The organism is Mucilaginibacter sp. JRF (genome assembly GCF_015223065.1).
In the GTDB taxonomy this organism is placed as follows: Bacteria; Bacteroidota; Bacteroidia; order Sphingobacteriales; family Sphingobacteriaceae; genus Mucilaginibacter.
This window is the reverse complement of sequence record NZ_JADFBY010000001.1, coordinates 970,784-989,996: the sequence shown is the minus strand read 5'-3', so window position 1 is coordinate 989,996 and position 19,213 is coordinate 970,784. Positions and strand designations below refer to the sequence as shown.

Below are 19,213 nucleotides of genomic sequence, written 5' to 3'. Positions count from 1 at the left end.
AGTCATTAAGCGGTCATAACTAAATTGGTTTGCGCATTTAACAAAAAAGCTGTTTAAATTTGTTATAAATACAAATAACAATCCCGAAAAAGATGAATATCAACGTATATACCGAAGCTACACCAAACCCGGCAACTATGAAGTTCATAGTGAACAAGTTGCTGATAAACGGCAGTGTTGATTATGCCACTAAAGAAAGCGCTGAAAGCTCAACCTTTGCTAAAGAGCTTTATAAATTTTCGTTTGTTAACGGCGTATTCTTTGCAAGCAACTTTGTAACCGTTACCAAAACTGAGGGTACCGATTGGGCTGATATTGAGCCGATACTTAAGGAGTTTGTAAAAGGCGCAGTTGAATCGGAACTTACGGTAAAAGCCGAAGAACACGTAGAAGTTGATTTTGAAGGCACCGATACCGAAATAAAAATTCAGCAAATACTGAACGATTACGTTCGCCCGGCTGTTGAGCAGGATGGCGGCGCTATCACCTATAAATCATTCGACGAAGGTATTGTAACTGTTGAGCTTCGCGGTTCATGCAGCGGCTGCCCATCATCAACCGTAACACTTAAAGCCGGTATCGAAAACCTGCTTAAACGCATGGTACCAGGTGTTACCGAAGTAGTATCTGAAGCTTATTAATGATAGGATTTCACTGATTATTTTTTGTGATTTCACCGATTAGATTGAAATTACACAGATAAATAATACGCATTAAAAAGTCCCATAGGTCAATCTATGGGACTTTTTTTATTTATAACGATCTGTGGAATCGATCTCTTAAAATCAGTGAAATCTCAAAATGAAATCCCATAATCAAGGAAATCAATAAATCATGGTCAGAAAAATTTTTGAATCGCCTGCAACATCTCCGCTGTAATATTGCCGTTAGTAGCTAATAACTCACGGGTTTCAATTACTTCATCGCCGCCTTTAAAGTTTACTACCTGTCCGCCTGCCTGTTTAACGATAACTATACCGGCGGCAACGTCCCAGGCATTAAGGTTATACTCGTAGAAACCTTCAAACCTACCACAGGCAGTATAAGCCAGATCAACCGCGGCCGAGCCCAAACGGCGTAAACCGTGGCAGCTACGCATCAGTTCGGCAAAGAGTTCTATGTATTGATCCTGCTTACTAAAATCATAATACGGGAATCCTGTTGCTAACAAACTATGCTCAAGGCTCGGCGCTTTGCTTACTTTAATTTCGTTGCCGTTTAAATATGCAGGTGCCCCTTTCCACGCGTAAAAGCATTCGTCGAGGTTTATTTCATACACCACTCCGGCAACAAGTTCATCATACTCCTTTAAAGCGATGCTGATAGAAAACGTTGGCAAGCCGTGTATAAAGTTAGTGGTACCATCCAGCGGATCAATGATCCAGTTATATATCTGACCTAAACGGATACTTGTTTTTTCCTCGGTGATAAAACCGGCTATGGGTAATATCTTTTCAAGTCCGGCTACTAACTGCTGCTCGGCGGTTTTATCAACGTATGATACCAGGTCGTTCAGACCTTTATACTCTATCTTATCAATACTAAATGTCTTTCTCTCCTGACGGATAAAATCACCCACCTGTTTAGCAAGCTCAACTGTACTTAATACAACCTCCTGTAAATTCATGTCAGCGTATAGTTTTAGATAAGATTATTGAACGATCTGTGTTTTTTTACCTTCGGTGCGCGCAATTAGAACAGCACCGCCAACAACCATAAATAACGAGATCATCTCGGCCTGAGTAAATGATATACCGAATAAATGGTATTTGGTATTTACACGGATAAGTTCAATAAAGAAACGCTCAACACCGGCCAATATCAGGTATATACCGAACAATGCACCAGGCTTTGATATTTTGTTACGTACGCCCCATATCACCAGAAAAAGTATAAGGCACATCACTACTTCGTAAAACGGTGTAGGGAAAACCGGCTGAGGTAGTTCGCTGCAATACTTTCCAAGACAATTGGCTATAGGCACCCCCTCGCTGTTAACATTATGAGGGTATTTAAAGGCCCACATCCAATCGGGTGCCCAGCTTAACCAGCCTGGTTTTGGGGCAAGGTTGGTTATTCCCCAGTCGCCATCGCCGGCCATTTGGCAACCAATACGACCAACACCATAGGACAGCATCATGCCGGGTCCGCCAATATCAAGCATCGTCAATGGCTTAATACCATTTTTGTTTGCTATATATAGTACGGCAGCGCCACCGCATATTAATCCACCGTAAAAGGTTAAGCCGCTGGTGCCGATAAGCATACCTACCGGATCAGCCATAAAGGCATCCCAGTTCTCAAGTCCGTTAAATAGCTTCGCTCCGGCAAAACCAAACACGGCTGCCCAAAGCAGTATGTTACCCATTAACTCGTGCGGATGCACCAGTACCCGTTTTTGAACAGGTTGTGGTAAACGCTGCTTCTTGTTTTCGGCGTAAGCCCAGTAAATGAATACCGCGGCCAATACTATACCACCCAACAGGTTACCTCGGGTTGATAGCAGAAAGCTCTGCGTATCATTGATCAGATCTTTATAATGCAGTATGGCCTCAAGAAATTTAAAGCCAATAATGAATCCAAAAATACCGTTTCCTATTATTTCACCTGTCGACAAGGGTTCGCCAACAGTTATTGTTTTGTGCAGCGGATGTATCTCGCCAAGCTTTTCGCGGCGTTTAAATTCCTGTACAAAAGCCCAATAAGCGGCCATAAAGGCAATCGCTACAAAAAAGCCAAATGTTTGTATTGGTAATGGTGGTACGTTTAACCCGGTAAGATAATGTATCAGCTCGGATATGGTAGGAAACATAAGCAGTATTTTGGGGACGAATATATGCTTTTAATGCACTAATACCTCAACTGCTTCTGTAATTTCTACATCACCGTCGGGTGATATATTTGTTAATTGAACTGATTTTAGCTCGTTAACCAATACAGGATCGTATTTAGCCTTCACCTTTACATAGTTACGGGTAAAGCCATGCATAAAACCATCCTTAATATCACCCTCAAATAGTACTTCTTCGGTCTTTCCTAATTGAGTATCGTAAAAGGCACGGCGCTTTTTATCGGATAGTATGTGCAACATCTTGCTCCTGTCGGCACGGGTTGAGCCCGGTACAGTGCCTTTCATTTCGGCGGCAAGGGTATTTTCACGTTCTGAATAGGTAAATACGTGCAGATATGAAATATCCATATCATTCAAAAAATTATAGGTATCTATAAAATCCTCACGTGTTTCACCAGGGAAACCTACTATAACATCCACACCTATGCAGCAGTCGGGCATTATGGCTTTGATCTTTGCTACCCTATCAGCATAAAGCGCTCGTTTGTAACGACGGCGCATTAAGCCCAATATTTTATCGGAACCTGATTGTAACGGAATATGGAAATGCGGCACAAACCTTTTTGAGGTAGCTACAAACTCAATGATCTCGTCGGTCAACAGGTTTGGTTCGATGGATGAGATACGTATCCTGTCGATACCCTCAACTTCATCAAGTGCTTTTACCAGGTCAAAGAATTTATCTTCACGCTGGCCATTGCGGATACCAAAATCGCCAAGGTTAACGCCTGTTAATACGATCTCCTTAACACCTGATTCCGCGATCTTACGAGCCTGATCTAAAACATTCTCAATGGTATCGCTACGGCTTGCACCACGCGCTAAGGGTATGGTACAAAAGGTACAAGAATAATCGCAACCATCCTGAACTTTAAGGAAGGTACGGGTACGATCACCAAACGAATAGGCGGGTACAAACTCATTAGCTTCGGACACCGGTTGATTGTAAACTAATGTTTTGGGCTGCTTGGTAAGATCGGTAATATGATCAATGATCTGGAATTTTTCGGCAGCGCCAAGCACCATATCAACACCCGGAATTTCGGCTATCTCTTTTGGTTTTAATTGAGCGTAGCAACCAACAATGGTAATGTAAGCGTTAGGAGAAACCTTTAAAGCTTCCTTAACTATCTTTTTGCATTTTTTATCGGCATTCTCGGTTACCGAACATGTGTTGATCACATATACATCGGGCGTATCGGTAAAATCAACCGTATCATAACCGGCATCGTTAAATAACCTGCCAATACTCGATGTTTCCGAATAGTTAAGCTTACAGCCCAGTGTATAAAATGCTACCTTCCTGTTCATTATTAATCGGCAAAGATAACCAGAATTTATTTTGGAGTGAGGGGAATTTTCAGAAATCAGAGTTTGATGACAGAAAGTATTTGTCTTGAACCAGAATTTATAGAATATATCTGAACCGGAATTTTCCGAATTGAAGAATTGACAGAATGAGCTTTATTCTAAAAATTCCTTAATTCTGTAAATTCGGGTTCAAGACTACTCCTCCCCCCATCTAAAACTATCATCCTCCAACCCTATCAAATCTATCACGCGGTTTACTACCGTCATGGCTACTTCTTCAATGGTTTGCGGGCGGCTGTAAAAGGATGGTATGGCCGGGCAGATAATTCCACCAGCTTCGGTAACGGTGGCCATGTTGCGTATTTGTATCAGGTTGAGCGGGGTATCACGAGCCACTAAGATGAGTTTGCGGCGTTCTTTTAATATCACGTCAGCTGCGCGGGTGGTCAGATCGTCGGACACGCCGCTGGCTATTCGACCGAGCGTACCCATTGAGCATGGCACCACAACCATGGTATCAAATTTAGCGGAGCCGGAGGCAAAGGGCGCGCTAAAATCGTACTTGTTATAAAATTTGTATGGATAGTTTTGATAGCTCTCATTACCTAACTCTACACGCCAAACCTCTTGGGCGTTTGTAGACATGATGATGCCAACCTCGGCTACCTGGCTCTGTAATTGCTGCAATTTATCCAGCAACAATTTGGCATAAATGGCTCCACTTGCACCTGTAATGGCTATAACTATCTTCTTTTTCATAACTGGATGCAAGTATAACAAATGCAGCGGGATAAAGTTGCGGGCACAAAAAAAGGGTCGAATACTAAGTACCCGACCCTACATCTACCTATGAAAAACATACCCTATTAAAGGGTACCACAAATATACTAAGATTTTTACAATAACTTAATAATTTATTTTCAAATAATTTCTTATCGGTATTGAGGGAAATTTTTCTCTATCAGGGTTTGAATTATACCATCAACCATACCTACACTCGGTACGTAAATTTGCTTAATACCAGCGGTTTTCATTACTGTTATGTATATCTCACAGGCGGGGATAATAACGTCAGCGCGATCATGGTTCAGGCCTAATACATTTATCCTATCTTTCAACGAGAATGAGCTCAGATAGCTATACAGCGATTTCAGCTTATTGAAAGGCATCGGCGATTTATCTTTCTGCTCAGCAAGGCGATATAATTTGTTGATGTTGCCGCCTGTGCCTATACCTGCAATATCCTTAAAACCACGGGTATGCTTACGGATGAATTCGCGCATTTCTTCCCAGGTTTCTTCCTTATCCTGATTATCGAGTATGCGTATGGTACCCAGGTTGAATGAGTGCGAAGCGATCAGCTCCCCTGCCGAAAATAACGACAGTTCGGTACTACCACCACCTACATCAATATAAAGATAGTTCTTGCTTTTATCTATCTCCTGCTCGGCATGACTATCGTAAATGATCTTCGCTTCTTTTTGACCGTGTACTATCTCCAGATCAATACCTGCTTTTTCTTTTATTTGTGCAACCACATCCGGGCCGTTCTTAGCTTCGCGCATGGCCGATGTAGCACATGCCATGTAATCGGTTACCTTGTAAACATCTATCAGGTTACTGAACGCCTGCATGGTTTTGATCAGATCGGCTGATTTTCTTTCAGAAAGATGCTGATTCAAAAACGCGTCGTCGCCCAACCTTAATGGTACACGCACAAGGGTGTTTTTTTTGAATGATACCGAATGGTTATTTTCAACGATCTCGGCAATGAGCAATCGTACTGCGTTCGATCCTATGTCAATAGCGGCGTATCTCACTTCTAGATATTTTTGTTTTTAAGATAATTATATATGTCAATTTGTGCACGGTGCGGGTTAACGTTCCGTGTACGATGGTATTTATTGCTGTTAGTTGATGTTATATCGCGCGATTTAGTATTATCCGCCAATTGCAGGTCTATAATATCCCGAACCTCTTTTTTCAAATTTTCATCAAATATCGGGAAACCAACCTCTACCCTGTTATCAATGTTACGGGTCATGAAATCAGCAGAGGTCAGATAGATCAACTCATTACCGCCGTTGCAGTATACATGCACGCGGGCATGTTCAAGATACTTATCTACAATGCTTATCACGCTGATGTTTTCGCTGTATCCCTTTACACCCGGTACCAAACAGCACATTCCTCTCACTATCATCTGTATCTTCACTCCTGCATTGCTGGCCTGATACAATTTTTCGATCATTTGCTCATCAGCAAGGCTGTTCATCTTAAATATCATGTAAGCCTCTTTGCCTGCTTTGGCATTCTTTATCTCGTTATCAATAAGCCTGTAAATGGCAGGGCGCGAATCTATAGGTGATACTATCAGGTTTTTAAAGCCTTTAGGCAAAATGCCTTTATTTATGCCCTTAAAAACCTCCGCGAGTTCATCAGTAATTTTTTTATTGACCGTGAACAGCGTATGGTCGGCATATATCTGGGCTGTTTTCTCATTAAAGTTACCCGTTGAAAGGCAGGCATAATGTACCAGCTTACTTTTTTCAAGCCTGGTAACCAAACATATTTTTGAGTGTACTTTGTAACCTGGTATACCGTATACTACCCGTACGCCTTCTTCCTCTAAACGGTTACTCCAGTGTATATTGTTCTGCTCATCAAAACGGGCACGTAGCTCAACCAAACAGGTTACTTTTTTACCATTTTTGGCAGCGTTTATCAGCGCGTGTACAACCCTTGAGTTATCAGCCAAGCGGTATACAGATATGCTGATCTCCTTTACCTTCGGATCAATAGCCGCCTCACGTAAAAAGTGGATAATATAATCAAACGACTGATAGGGGTTGCTTATCAGATAATCCTTTTTAGCGATAAGCCCCATCAAACTTTTGCCGAACGACAGATCATTTACCGGTAATGCCGGGTATTTATTATACTCCAACTCCGGCCTGCCAACATTGGGGAATTTTATAAAATCCTTAAAATTATGATAGCGGCTGCCGGGTATCATACTTTCGCCATGCAAACCCATTTTACCTACCAGGTGCTGCAACATATCGGCAGGCATATCGGTATCATAAAGTAAACGCATGGGTTTACCTTTTTTACGCTTTACCAGGCTTTTTGATAACGCGTCGATAAACTTTTCACTCAATTCCTTATCCAGATCCAGCTCGGCATCCCGGGTTAGCTGTATAGAATAGGCTTCAATACTATCATGATCAAATATGAAGAACATATCCTCCAGATTGTACCTGATAATATCATCCAGCAGGATAATGAACTTTAAGTTATTAGTTTCGGGCAGCACCACGAACCTCGACAGGTTATCTGGAAATTCGATAAGCGCGTAGCGCGATTTTTTATTTTTAGTAAGCTTTACAAAAAAGTAAATAGCCCTATCCTTTAACTCCGGTAACTGCGCTCCATCAATAAGCATAATGGGCACCAGTGTTGATAGCAGCTTTTCGCGAAAGTAACTCTTAACAAAGTTACCGCGGGCTACGTTCAATTGCTTTTCGTCAAGTATAAATATCTTTTCTTCGGCAAGTTGTTTGATGATGATATTCTCGTACAGGTTATTGAATTTACGTTCCTGCTTAACTACGATGTTCTTTATCTGATTAAGCAGCTTTTTGGGATTGTAACCTAATATCTGTTTTGATTTTTGATTGAGGTTAGCCAGGCGGTTCAATGTAGCTACACGTACACGGTAAAACTCATCAAGGTTGGACGAAAAGATAGCCAAAAATCGGATGCGGTCTATCAGCGGTACAGTTGGGTCTGCGGCCTCCTGCAACACACGGTCATTAAAATATAACCAGCTTATTTCACGATTAGTTAAAGGTATCTGTTTGGCATCCATATAGTAAACAACCCGGCTTCGCAGCCGAATTGACAAATGTGCTTATTTATTTGTTAATTTAGTATTAACTCATTGTTAGTATCGTTCTTTATTAAGTTTTATAGTCGGGTTTTTGTTTTATTTTTGCAGCCTAAACACTACCAATATGCCATCATTTGATATTGTAAGTAAGATAGACGGGCAAACCCTCGACAACGCGATAAACAACGCTAAAAAGGAGATATTGAACCGTTATGATTTTAACGACTCGAAAAGCACCGTTGATCTGGATAAGAAAACCAATGAGATAACCATTGTTACTGAGAACGATATGCGCCTTAAGGCCATAACCGACTCTATCATTAGCCGTATGATGAAGCAGGGCCTTGACGCTAAAGCGTTAGACTTTGGCAAAGAGCACTATGCCGCCGGTAACATGATACGTAAGGAGATAACGGTTAAGGAAGGTATTGACAAAGAAGCCGCCAAAAAGATCGTTAAGGCAATAAAGGACAGCGGCCTGAAAGTACAGGCATCTATAATGGATGACCAGGTGCGTGTACAAGGCAAAAAGCTGGATGACCTGCAAGCCGTGATCAGCCTGTGTCGCGGTGGCGATTTTGGCCAGCCCTTGCAATACATCAATATGCGTAGCTAATACTAATTACTACATAAAGCGCAAAGCCCGGTACTTATAATAAGTCCGGGCTTTGTTGTTATCACACATTAACAATTTTACGCTATAGAATTAAGCTGCAACTTCGGCATCGTTAGCTATGAATAGTTTATTCAGATGCGCTTCGTAGCGTTGCATATCACCTGGTATGTCCGCATTCTTTTCAACGTCGTGAAAGTGGATGCTCTCCAAAGGTTCCATGCCTGTAAAGGCATTCATGCGGTGAAAGCCGAATAACGGGCCGTCATCAACACTGCGCTCATTGAAAAACTCGCCGGGTAAGGTAAAGGCTGTAGCCGGGGCATTCCATGATGTGGTGAGCATATACTTTGTACCATGCATCATGCCGCCGGTACCGTAATTTATCTCGGGATTGGCTGACGAGCGACCATCGCTATGATAAATACCCGTGGCATGGCCTTCGGTAAATACCTCATCAATATATTGCTTGAAACCGTGAGGTAACTGAAACCACCAAACAGGTGTGTGGTAAATGATTACATCGGCCCATACAAATTTATCAACCTCTGCCCTTGCATCGTATGCCTCATTTATGTCGGTATACTGAACCTCAAACTCGGGTTTGTTATTAAAGAAAGCCTTAGTTGCCTCGAACAATGTTTTATTAAAACGACCGCCTGAATGACCAAATACCTGGCCACCGTTTATAATGAATATCTTTTTAGTTTCCATTTTTACTTTGATTGTTGAACAAAGTTACCTACAGCTAATTCATAATTAAAATAATATAATTTATACATTTGTATTATTAAAATAATAACAGACATGACCAATCTCGAATGGTTCAGAACCTTTAAGGCGATATATGAAACCGGCTCACTTACCGGAGCAGCCGACAAGTTGTATATTTCTCAACCCGGTGTAAGCTTACATTTAAGTTCATTGGAGAATTATGTGGGATATAAATTGTTCGACCGTAGTTCGAGGCGCATGGTGCCTACCGAGCGCGCCAAAGTGCTTTACAACTTTGTGCTCGAGCCAATGCTAAAACTTGAAAAAGCTGAAGAACTGTTTAGCCGTACAACCGAAAAGGAGAAGCCAACCATCAGCATAGGTATGTGCTTTGAAACGTTCCAGTTTACATTGGAGCCGTATTTACCCAAGCTGCCGTTTAACGTTATTATTAAGTTTGGCGAATACCCAGAGATGTTGAGCGATCTGGATAATGGCGTGCTGGATATGATCATTACCCCGCAAAAAGGAGATTACAAGAATTTGCAGTTCAAAGCATTTTCTAAAGAACGCATAATGCTGGTAGCAGGGAACCAAACCGATGCGACGATATTTAAACAACACATTGCCGCCGCCAATTACAGCGCTGCCGAAGACTGGCTGCAAACCCAAACCTGGTACGGCACCGCCGGAGATATGGAACACTTGCGCCGCTTTTGGCATCAAAACTTTGGTAAGCGCCCGGGTTTTAAGCCCAACTTTATTGTGCCTAATTTGAGTTCGATAATACGCTGCCTGAATGGTAACTCGGGTTTGGCCGTGATACCTGATTTTCTGTCAAAAAGAGAGATCGAAAAAGGACAGATATTTCCGCTATGGCAGGGGCATAATATTATTGAGAATACCTTGTATTTCGCCGCCCGTAAAAAAACCATGTACGCCGAAGAAATAAAACAAATTGAGGAGATTTTTGAAAAGGAAATGTCGACTACTGAATTATTGGAAGCATGATAGCAGCTATATGAAAGCATAGCTGCTATCAAACCGTTTATCATAACCCCTCAAACACAAAGGTTTCTTTTTTTAATGGTTTACGCGGTAGCATTTGCGTGCGTATACTGGTTTGATAAACAAACGAAGCTACTATTATGGCCGCCTGCTTCAGATCGTCGATCTGTAAATGGTCGTAGTCATCAAGGTTGCTATGGTGTGTGCGGGTTTCATAATCTATTTCATCCTGTATAAACTGAAAAGCCGGTATGCCTGCCCAATCGAATGATATATGATCTGTTGAGCCGGTATTACTCAATGTTACAGTTGATGCGCACAAACTGTTAAATGGCTTTAACCATTGTGTAAATATTGGGGCAACATCCTTGTTGTTCTGCGTAAAAATGCCACGTATCTTACCTGTACCGTTATCAAGGTTAAAATAAGCAGAAATTTTTGCCTGCTCTGGTTTTGCCTTGAACTTGGCAGCATCCATAAAGTGTTTTTTCACATAACCGTACGAGCCGTAAAGCCCTTGTTCTTCTCCATCCCACAAAGCTATACGTATGGTACGTTTAGGTTTAAGGCCCAATGAATCAAGCAACCTCACGGCTTCCATCATCACAATACAACCTGCGGCATTATCAGTAGCGCCTGTAGCGGCCTGCCACGAGTCGAGGTGACCGCCCAGCATTACCACTTCTGATTTTAGCTTAGGATCAGTACCGGGTATCTCGGCAATAACATTATACCCCTTTGTATCGGCAGTAGATGTTACACTTTTTATATTGATGGCTACCTCTACCGGATGCCCTGATGCGATAAGGCGCTTAATGCGTTGCCCATCCTCTACAGCCATGCTCAGTTGAGGTATCCCTTCCGGATCGTTTACACGGTACCCGCCGTATGCCTGCACAAACACCGCTCCATCCGCATTTGATCTGCCCGCGGTGATCACGCCCAGGGCACCACTATTCTCGATCATCTTATCAAGCTTTTTGTATATATCGATGTATTTTACAAAACCCTCTATCTCCTCACGTTTTACCATGTAGGTATCTTTCATATTGGCGAGAGCTGTATCAGCTAACCTGCCTGCAACCGGCTTAAACTTACTGTCGCTTTTTGGTGCATTACCCGCGACAAGCAGCCATTTGCCTTTAAATTCAGATGCGTGTAGGGCTATGTATGTGGTATCCGTATATTGCTGTGGCGATAACACCTGCACCTTCCCTTGCTGCACACCTTTAGTATTGGCCGACCATGGGTTTGGATATGCCCGTAGCGGAGCCACATAAGGCACTTTCATATTTATACTAAAATCATCTATATCCCACTGTTTACCAAACTCACCCCACTCCTCCAGGCCGGCATTCGCTAATCCCCATTTTTTCATGGTTGATACCGCCCAATTAGCTGCGCGTTTATACCCTTGAGAGTTAGCCAAACGCGGGCCGGATACATCAGTCAGATAATGTGCTATCTGTGGTATTTGCGAGCTGTTTAACTCTGCCGTCTTAATTCTATTAAAAACCGCGGTATCCGGCTCATTTTGGGCCATTGCAACGGTCGACATTAAAGCTAAACAGATTGCACTATGTAGTGCGGTGGTGATGAGTGATCTCATTGGCTTAAGGGATTATTTGATAAATATAATCAACTTACAATCAAAAAGAAAAGCCGCCGGTAGCTGTACCGGCGGCTTAATATCATAGCATAAAATATTACTTAGTGGCTGTAACCTGCATTGGGTTAACTCCAGTTGATTGCCCACGCACCGGCCCACCTGATTTAAGCTTGAACAGCTGGAATTTTGATGGCTGCGGCATTGAACCCCAGTAGTTATTGCTTTCATCAATATCGGCAGTTTCGCGCATTGGGTCGAGCTTGATGGATGCCACCTCTTTATCCTGCACGTAGAATTTACTTACATGCTTTTCGTTATGGCGCCATATCTGTGCCGGTATACGGTCTGTTTGTTTGCTGCCATCCTTAAAGGTAAACTCAACAATGATCGGCATTACCATACCGCCTTTATTGGTGAATGATAGCTCGTAAAAATATTTGCTGCCATATTTCTGTACATCCTCATCAGTCGGCGTATCTAACATGCTTGATGGCGATTGAGCTGCGGCGGTAGCTTTAACCTTATCGTTATATTTATTAGTATCTACCGACGCTAAACCACGATCATACTTCCAGTAAAAATCGCGCGCGGCAGTATCACGGTCGGTATAGAACTTGATGCCTTTATCCTGACGGTTCAATATCTTAGATATATCCTCGAAGCTGTTTACGGCAGGTGGATCAACCTTGGCCGGGCCACGACGCATACCACCACCCGGGAGTTGCTTAGCAGCCAGATCGGCACGGGCTGATTTTACTGAATCAAGCGCTATATCCACCGGATCGGTACCGTAGAACCAGCCTCTCCAAAACCAATCCAGGTCCTCGCCACTGGCATCTTCCATTGTGCGGAATAAGTCGGCTGGTGTTGGGTGTTTGAATGCCCAGCGTTTAGCGTATGTTTTAAATGCGTAATCAAATAACTCACGCCCCATAATGGTTTCGCGCAGTATATTTAAACCTGTAGCCGGTTTTGAATAAGCGTTAGGGCCAAAACGAACAATATTTTCAGAGTTTGTCATGATCGGCTCCAGTTCATCTTTTGGCAGCTTCATGTAGTCAACAATGGTATAAGCAGCCCCTTTTTTAACCGGAAATTTGTTGTCCCAAAGTTCTTCGGTCAAATACTCAACAAACGAGTTAAGGCCTTCGTCCATCCATGTCCACTGGCGCTCATCGCTGTTAACAATCATCGGGAAAAAGTTGTGGCCAACCTCATGTATAACCACGCCCAGCATACCGTTCTTGGTGCTTTCGCTGTAGGTTCCGTCCTTTTCGGTACGGCCATAGTTAAAGCATATCATTGGGTACTCCATACCGTTGGCCGCCTCAACACTTTGCGCTACAGGGTAAGGGTAAGGAATAGTAAAGTCAGAATATGTTTTGATGGTATGCGCTACGGCACGGGTTGAAAATTTGCTATACAGATTGTAAGCCTCCTTACCAAAGTAGCTCATGCACATCACATTCCTGCCTTCGATTTTCTGCCCCATGGCATCCCATACAAATTTACGTGATGATGTCCAGGCAAAATCGCGAACGTTGTTGGCCTGGAATACCCAGGTCTTTTTAGTTGCAATCGGCGATGTTTCAGCTTTTTTAGCTTCGGCAAGGGTTACTACTTCTACAGGCGCGGTAGCTGTTTTGGCTTTTTGATAACGAGCCAGTTGTGTTTGATTTAATACCGCGCTGTAGTTGATACATTCACCCGTACCACCAACAATATGGTCAGCCGGAACAGTCATCTGTACACGGAAGTTACCAAAGGTTAATGCGAACTCGCCACGACCGGTGAACTGATGGTTTTGCCAGCCCTGAAAATCGCTATACACACACAAACGCGGATACCATTGCGCCATAGTGAACAGGTAATTTTTATCTTCCGGGAAGTATTCATAACCACCGCGACCGCCATAGGTCATCCGGTCAGATATATTATACGTCCAGTTAACGGTGAATACATATTGCTGGCCTGGTTTTAAAACCACCGGCAGATCAATACGCATCATGGTTTTGTTAACGGTATATTTTAAGGCTTTACCCGTAGCATCCGTAAGTTTAATGATGTTGAAGCCATAGCCATTATCTTTAGCCGAAGTGATACCCTTATCGATCATTTGCAGGGTTGCAGCCCTTGGCATTGATGAGCTCGACTGGTAGTTGGCGTTTTTAAGATTATTGTGCTCGTTCTCATCCAACTGCATCCAAATATAATCCAGCGGATCGGGCGAGTTGTTGAAGTAGGTAATGGTTTCGGTACCGGTAAGCTTTTGCGCTTTTTCATCAAGCTCGCATTTAATGTTGTAGTCGGCACGTTGCTGCCAGTACTTTACGCCCGGTGCACCGCTTGCTGTACGTTGTTCGTTGGGTGTTGTTAAAATAGTGCCCAATTGTTCAAACTTATTACCGTGGTTGCTGCCAGGGTTGTTTTGTATGTCCTGAGCGAAGGTTGCCCCTGCTATCGACGAAAGGATAACTACTGTGGTAAATAGTTTCTTCATGGTGTATATTAATGAGTTCAGTTAATGCAAATTAAGTAAATTAAAACGGCAATCGTTCAAGCGCCATCTGCAATGTTAAAGCGAAAACACCTGCCGACAGGAAAAACACCCAATCGCGCCTTTTTATTTTGCTGAATTGAAGTACCAACATGGTTACTGTCAGCAATACGGCAACAACAACTATCTGCCCTGCTTCAAGGCCGACGTTGAAACCGAAAAGCCCCCAGCCCAAAGCCTGATCCTTAGCGAGCATTACCCTGATGGCATTAGCAAAGCCCATACCGTGTATCAACCCGAAGCCCAGGGCAAGATAATAGTTTGATCGTGCCTTACCGTTGGATGCAGCCTTAAGATTAAACAGATTGTTGAGCGCGGTTATAAAAATGGTACAGGGAATTAAAAACTCCACCCATTTACTATCAAACCTGAAAACATCAAGCACGCTGAGCACCAGCGTTAACGAATGGCCTATGGTGAAGGCCGTTACCAATATCAATACCTTTTTAATATCGGCAAAGGTGTATACCGCTACTAAGGCTAAAATAAATAACTGATGATCGAGCGCACCGGCACTGATGATGTGCTCCCAGCCTAAAGCAAAATAAAAATAGAGATCCTGCAAATTGAAATATCGGCTTTAACTAAATAATAAAACCTAAATTTAACGGTTTTTGTTAAAAAAGGAACCGGAGCAGGCTGTATGTACGCATTATTTATCCAATCGCTATTATTTTGTTACATGATATTTGGCACCACTGCCACAAAATCAGCACTTAACACAGCCTTTCATCCGCTGCACGTTAGCACTACTGATGTAAACTATAATGGCAAGGATAAAAAGTTTGAAGTGATATGCACCATATTTACCGATGATTTTGAAGCCGTGCTAAGCAAACAATACAAGGTTAAAGTGGACCTGACCGAACCTAAAGTACACGACGCGATGGATAAATTGGTAAGTGACTACGTAGCTCATCATGTACAGTTAAAGAATAACGCTGCAACAACCAAATTCAATTACCTTGGTTTTGAAAAGGTTAAGGAAGTTGTGAATGTTTACCTTGAATCGGACACAGCGCCCGCCCCTAAACGTGTTGATGGCAATATTAATTTGTTGTATGATATGTACGATGATCAGATGAATATTGTACATATAACTGTTAACGGCAACAGAAAAACCACCAAGGTAGATTATCCTCAAACACAGGTAAGCCAAACATTTTGAGCTACCCTGTAAATAGTATTCATACGTACTCCCACCATATTTACATAAAACGATCCGCTTGATTGTAATTCTCTTACTATAACACGCCCCGATTTGTATCATACCTGTTACAAATGATAATTCGTTTTATCTTTTTTATAGCAATTTCTTATCCCTAAGTAATTAAATATTATCACATTGTTAATATCGAATAATGAAATGTAACAAAATGGTTAAGATAGAGCCACTTTGAGATAATATTCTCAAAAAAATTGGATGCGTACGGAGATAGATTTGAGATAATAATTCAAAAATCTTTCACCATCGCAACAATTAATTTATGACAAAAAGATTTACATTTCTCAAGAGCTTCTTGGTTGTGTGCGGCTTTTTGTGCTGGTTGATCCCCAAAAGCACAATGGCGCAAACGGTGTTAAAAGGTACGGTAGTTGATAAAGACAACCTTGCCGTACCCGGAGCTACCGTAAAAGAAAAAGGCGGCACAGCCACTACCTCAACCAATGCTCAAGGCGAGTTTTCCTTAAAAACCACAACATCCAACCCGGTTATACTGGTAACCTTTGTTGGTTTTTTACCCGCCGAAATTGAGGTGGGCTCAAAAACAACCATCAAAGTATCATTAAAAGATAACCCGCAGCAGCTTAGCGAGGTGGTTTTGATCGGTTATCAAAAAATAGCCCGTAAAAAATCGACCGCGGCGGTATCCAGCCTTTCAGCAAAAGAGATAGCCAACCTACCGGCCGCGAGTTTTGATCAATTACTTCAAGGCCGTTTATCGGGTGTTAACGTGCAAAACTTTTCAGGCCAGCCGGGTGCCACACCAACAGTATCTGTTCGTGGCAACTCATTGGTTAGCCGTGGTTATAACGAATATAATGTGGTTAACAGTCCGCTTTACGTGGTTGATAACGTGCCACAACCTACCGAGGATTACGTTGGCCCCGGTACAGGTACAGGTGCCAACTTTTTGGCGGGTATAAACCCTAATGATATTGAAACCATTGACGTATTGAAGGATGCATCAGCAGCGGCGATATATGGCTCGCGCGCGGCAAACGGCGTTATATTGATCACTACCAAAAAAGGTATATCGGGTGATCCGAAAGTAACATTGAATACCTACTACGGTATTACCCAGCGCCCTCAATTAAGGGATGTTACTTTAGGTGCCGAGGAACGTCGCCAAAAAATGGCCATACTGCAAAGCCAGTTGAATTACGATCAGTTAAGGCAATTACCCTACATGCTTACCGACAGCTTGAACGAAGCATATAATGGCAATACCGACTGGCAGGATCTTTTTTACCAAACCGGTAAAATATCTAACGTTGACCTGGGTTTAAGCGGAGGCGGTGCCGGTAACATGGTATATCGCTTTAGCGGTGGTTATTATAACGAGGAAGGTATTATCAAAGCTACGGGCTTTAAACGCTACTCGGGCAGGTTAAACCTAACCTCACATGCCATGAACAATAAGCTGATGATTAACCCGATCATTGCCTATTCACGGTCAGACAAAGCGCGTGGTAATGGTGATAACGCAAGCCCAATAAGCCTGGGCGCTGGCAGTATGCCATCATCGTTATTTAATTTATCTGACGATAAAAAAGACTATTACTTAGGTGCTTATAATGCTAACCTTGATAAAAACATAAGCAACCAGCTAACTTTCAACTTAAACCTTGCTTACGAATTCAACAAACATTTAACATTGAATTCGCAATCATCATTCCTGCAAACCAATGCCCGCCGCGATCTTAGCCGCAGCAGCCTGCTGCAAAATGGCCAGGGTAACTATGCTTACAGCTATGCCGATGCGGGTATGCAGGCAAGCACCTCTACATTTTTTACCTATAACAATACCATTGGCAAACACACCATTAGCGGTGTAGCCGGTCAGGATATTTTGTATAATCAGTTTCAAACTACAATAGCTTCAGGCTACAATGGTCCATCTGATAATATTCAAACCGTACGTGGTTTCCAGCAATCAAAAATTGGGGCGAGTTCTGATTACCAGGCTTACGGTCTGTTATCATATTACGGCCGTGCCAGTTATGATTTTGATAGCCGCTACATGGTATCAGCCAGCGCACGTACCGATGGTTCATCGCGCTTTGGTAAAAATCATAAATGGGGTTTCTTCCCTTCTGCCTCGGTGGGTTGGCTGATCTCTGAAGAAGCATTTATGAAAGATAATGAGAACAATCCGTTCACGCTATTAAAGTTAAGAGCCAGTATCGGTACATCGGGTAGTTTACCACAAAGCAACTACCTGCAATACAACCTTTACAACGTAAACAATGGCGGCTTTGAAGGCAATGGCGGCGCTACATCATACAACGGTGTTACAGCCATTACACCAAACTTTTATGATGGCGCGGCACAAAGCAGCCTAAGCTGGGAGCGCTCAAAACAATGGAACATTGGTACAGATATCGAGATCAAGAACGGTAAGTACGCGGTATCGTTAGATGTGTACAATAAGGAATCGTCATTACAACTATTCAGTGTGGATCTGCCGGTAACAACCGGTTATGATCTGGCACTTACCAACGCTATTGGTGTACGTAACTCGGGTGTCGACTTAACCATATCGGCTAATCCGCTCGAAGGTACCTTCAGATGGTATTCGCGCCTGAATCTTACCTACAACAAAAACCGCATTATGAATTTGCCGAATGGCAACCGTGACCTGGTAATGAGCGGCGACAGGTTTGATAAATCGCACATCCTTTCAGTAGGTTCACCAATTAACGCGTTTTACTTATACCAAACTTTAGGTGTGTTCCCTAACATTGAGAGCATCCCTGTTAATCCTTACACCGGCGAGCGCTATCGCAACAGCAACGGCACATACAACGCGGGCGACTTTTACCTGGCCGATCTGGACGGTGATTACTTCATCGACATATTTAACGATGGCATAAACCCGGATAAAGTGCCGATAGGTGACCCTAACCCTAAATTTACCGGCGGTTGGACAAACGACTTTAACTACAAGAATTTCAGCTTAAGCATTTTCTCAACCTTTACTTTTGACAGGGATGTGCTTAACCTGTTCGAGTCTGACAGGTTTTCGAACACGACTGACGGTGACCCAATCAACAGGTTTGCCTATTATTCGATGCCCGATTTCAGCAAGCTGAACATTTGGCGCATGCCCGGAGATAATGCCCAATACGCTAAATACGATATAGGCACCTACCGCTACTATTATACAGGCGCTCAAACCTTCTTCCTTGAAAAAGGTGGCTATTTCCGTATCAAGAGTGTAAAACTGTCTTATGATCTTAAACCTACATTTTTAAGAAAGATAGGCATAAACCGATTAAGGGTATACGGCATTATGGATAACGTTAAAATGTTCCAGCAATCAAGCCGCTTACCTGATGCCGAAGCTGTAAACCCTTATGGTGAGTACAACGGCGCTGGTTACCCAATACCCAAAAAGATCACTTTAGGCCTTGATATTCAACTTTAATTAACA

At 42.7% G+C, this 19,213-nt stretch carries 15 protein-coding genes; 5 read left to right on the top strand and 10 right to left on the bottom strand.

Going from position 1 to position 19,213, the window contains the following annotated elements:
* Positions 1-92: 92 nt before the first annotated feature.
* Positions 93-641, top strand: coding sequence for a NifU family protein (locus tag IM792_RS03995; RefSeq protein ID WP_194100474.1), 549 nt, complete (start codon positions 93-95; stop codon positions 639-641).
* Positions 642-838: 197 nt separating this feature from the next.
* On the opposite strand, the gene IM792_RS03990 is transcribed toward IM792_RS03995, so the two are convergent.
* The 6 genes from IM792_RS03990 to ppk1 all read right to left on the bottom strand — a co-directional run bounded on the left by IM792_RS03990 (position 839) and on the right by ppk1 (position 8,033).
* Positions 839-1,627, bottom strand: coding sequence for an inositol monophosphatase family protein (locus tag IM792_RS03990; RefSeq protein ID WP_194100473.1), 789 nt, complete (start codon positions 1,625-1,627; stop codon positions 839-841).
* 24 nt (positions 1,628-1,651) lie between these two features.
* On the bottom strand, positions 1,652-2,812 hold the full coding sequence (locus IM792_RS03985; RefSeq protein ID WP_194100471.1) for a prolipoprotein diacylglyceryl transferase family protein: 1,161 nt from the start codon (positions 2,810-2,812) through the stop codon (positions 1,652-1,654).
* Positions 2,813-2,842: 30 nt separating this feature from the next.
* Positions 2,843-4,162 (bottom strand): tRNA (N(6)-L-threonylcarbamoyladenosine(37)-C(2))-methylthiotransferase MtaB, encoded by a 1,320-nt coding sequence (gene mtaB, locus IM792_RS03980; RefSeq protein ID WP_194100469.1) that lies wholly within the window; start codon positions 4,160-4,162, stop codon positions 2,843-2,845.
* 195 nt (positions 4,163-4,357) lie between these two features.
* On the bottom strand, positions 4,358-4,921 hold the full coding sequence (locus IM792_RS03975) for a UbiX family flavin prenyltransferase (RefSeq protein ID WP_194100468.1): 564 nt from the start codon (positions 4,919-4,921) through the stop codon (positions 4,358-4,360).
* Positions 4,922-5,094: 173 nt separating this feature from the next.
* Positions 5,095-5,982, bottom strand: coding sequence for an exopolyphosphatase (locus IM792_RS03970; RefSeq protein WP_194100467.1), 888 nt, complete (start codon positions 5,980-5,982; stop codon positions 5,095-5,097).
* Positions 5,983-5,984: 2 nt separating this feature from the next.
* Positions 5,985-8,033, bottom strand: coding sequence for a polyphosphate kinase 1 (gene ppk1, locus IM792_RS03965; RefSeq protein ID WP_194100460.1), 2,049 nt, complete (start codon positions 8,031-8,033; stop codon positions 5,985-5,987).
* Between the two features lie 145 nt (positions 8,034-8,178).
* Here ppk1 and IM792_RS03960 point away from each other — a divergent pair, with 145 nt between their 5' ends.
* Positions 8,179-8,670: a YajQ family cyclic di-GMP-binding protein gene (locus tag IM792_RS03960; RefSeq protein WP_194100459.1), complete on the top strand. Its 492-nt coding sequence runs from the start codon at positions 8,179-8,181 to the stop codon at positions 8,668-8,670.
* Between the two features lie 90 nt (positions 8,671-8,760).
* Here the strand turns inward: IM792_RS03960 and IM792_RS03955 are convergent, their stop codons facing one another.
* Positions 8,761-9,381, bottom strand: a complete 621-nt coding sequence (locus IM792_RS03955) for an NAD(P)H-dependent oxidoreductase (protein ID WP_194100457.1) — start codon at positions 9,379-9,381, stop codon at positions 8,761-8,763.
* 93 nt (positions 9,382-9,474) lie between these two features.
* Here IM792_RS03955 and IM792_RS03950 point away from each other — a divergent pair, with 93 nt between their 5' ends.
* Positions 9,475-10,392 carry a LysR family transcriptional regulator gene (locus tag IM792_RS03950; protein WP_194100455.1) on the top strand — a complete coding sequence of 306 codons (918 nt, stop codon included), beginning with the start codon at positions 9,475-9,477 and terminating at the stop codon, positions 10,390-10,392.
* A 40-nt stretch (positions 10,393-10,432) separates the two neighbouring features.
* Here the strand turns inward: IM792_RS03950 and IM792_RS03945 are convergent, their stop codons facing one another.
* The 3 genes from IM792_RS03945 to IM792_RS03935 form a co-directional block, all read right to left on the bottom strand.
* The gene (locus IM792_RS03945) at positions 10,433-11,947 is read right to left on the bottom strand and encodes a M20/M25/M40 family metallo-hydrolase (protein WP_194100454.1); all 1,515 of its coding nucleotides are present in this window, start codon (positions 11,945-11,947) and stop codon (positions 10,433-10,435) included.
* Between the two features lie 148 nt (positions 11,948-12,095).
* Positions 12,096-14,498 (bottom strand): M1 family metallopeptidase, encoded by a 2,403-nt coding sequence (locus IM792_RS03940; protein ID WP_194100452.1) that lies wholly within the window; start codon positions 14,496-14,498, stop codon positions 12,096-12,098.
* A 40-nt stretch (positions 14,499-14,538) separates the two neighbouring features.
* Positions 14,539-15,120 carry a HupE/UreJ family protein gene (locus IM792_RS03935; protein ID WP_194100451.1) on the bottom strand — a complete coding sequence of 194 codons (582 nt, stop codon included), beginning with the start codon at positions 15,118-15,120 and terminating at the stop codon, positions 14,539-14,541.
* Positions 15,121-15,237: 117 nt separating this feature from the next.
* Here IM792_RS03935 and IM792_RS03930 point away from each other — a divergent pair, with 117 nt between their 5' ends.
* Complete coding sequence (locus IM792_RS03930; protein WP_194100449.1) at positions 15,238-15,723, top strand: DUF6702 family protein; 486 nt, start codon at positions 15,238-15,240, stop codon at positions 15,721-15,723.
* Positions 15,724-16,120: 397 nt separating this feature from the next.
* Entirely contained in the window at positions 16,121-19,207 is a 3,087-nt protein-coding gene (locus IM792_RS03925) for a SusC/RagA family TonB-linked outer membrane protein (protein ID WP_194100448.1), read from the top strand.
* Positions 19,208-19,213: the final 6 nt, after the last annotated feature.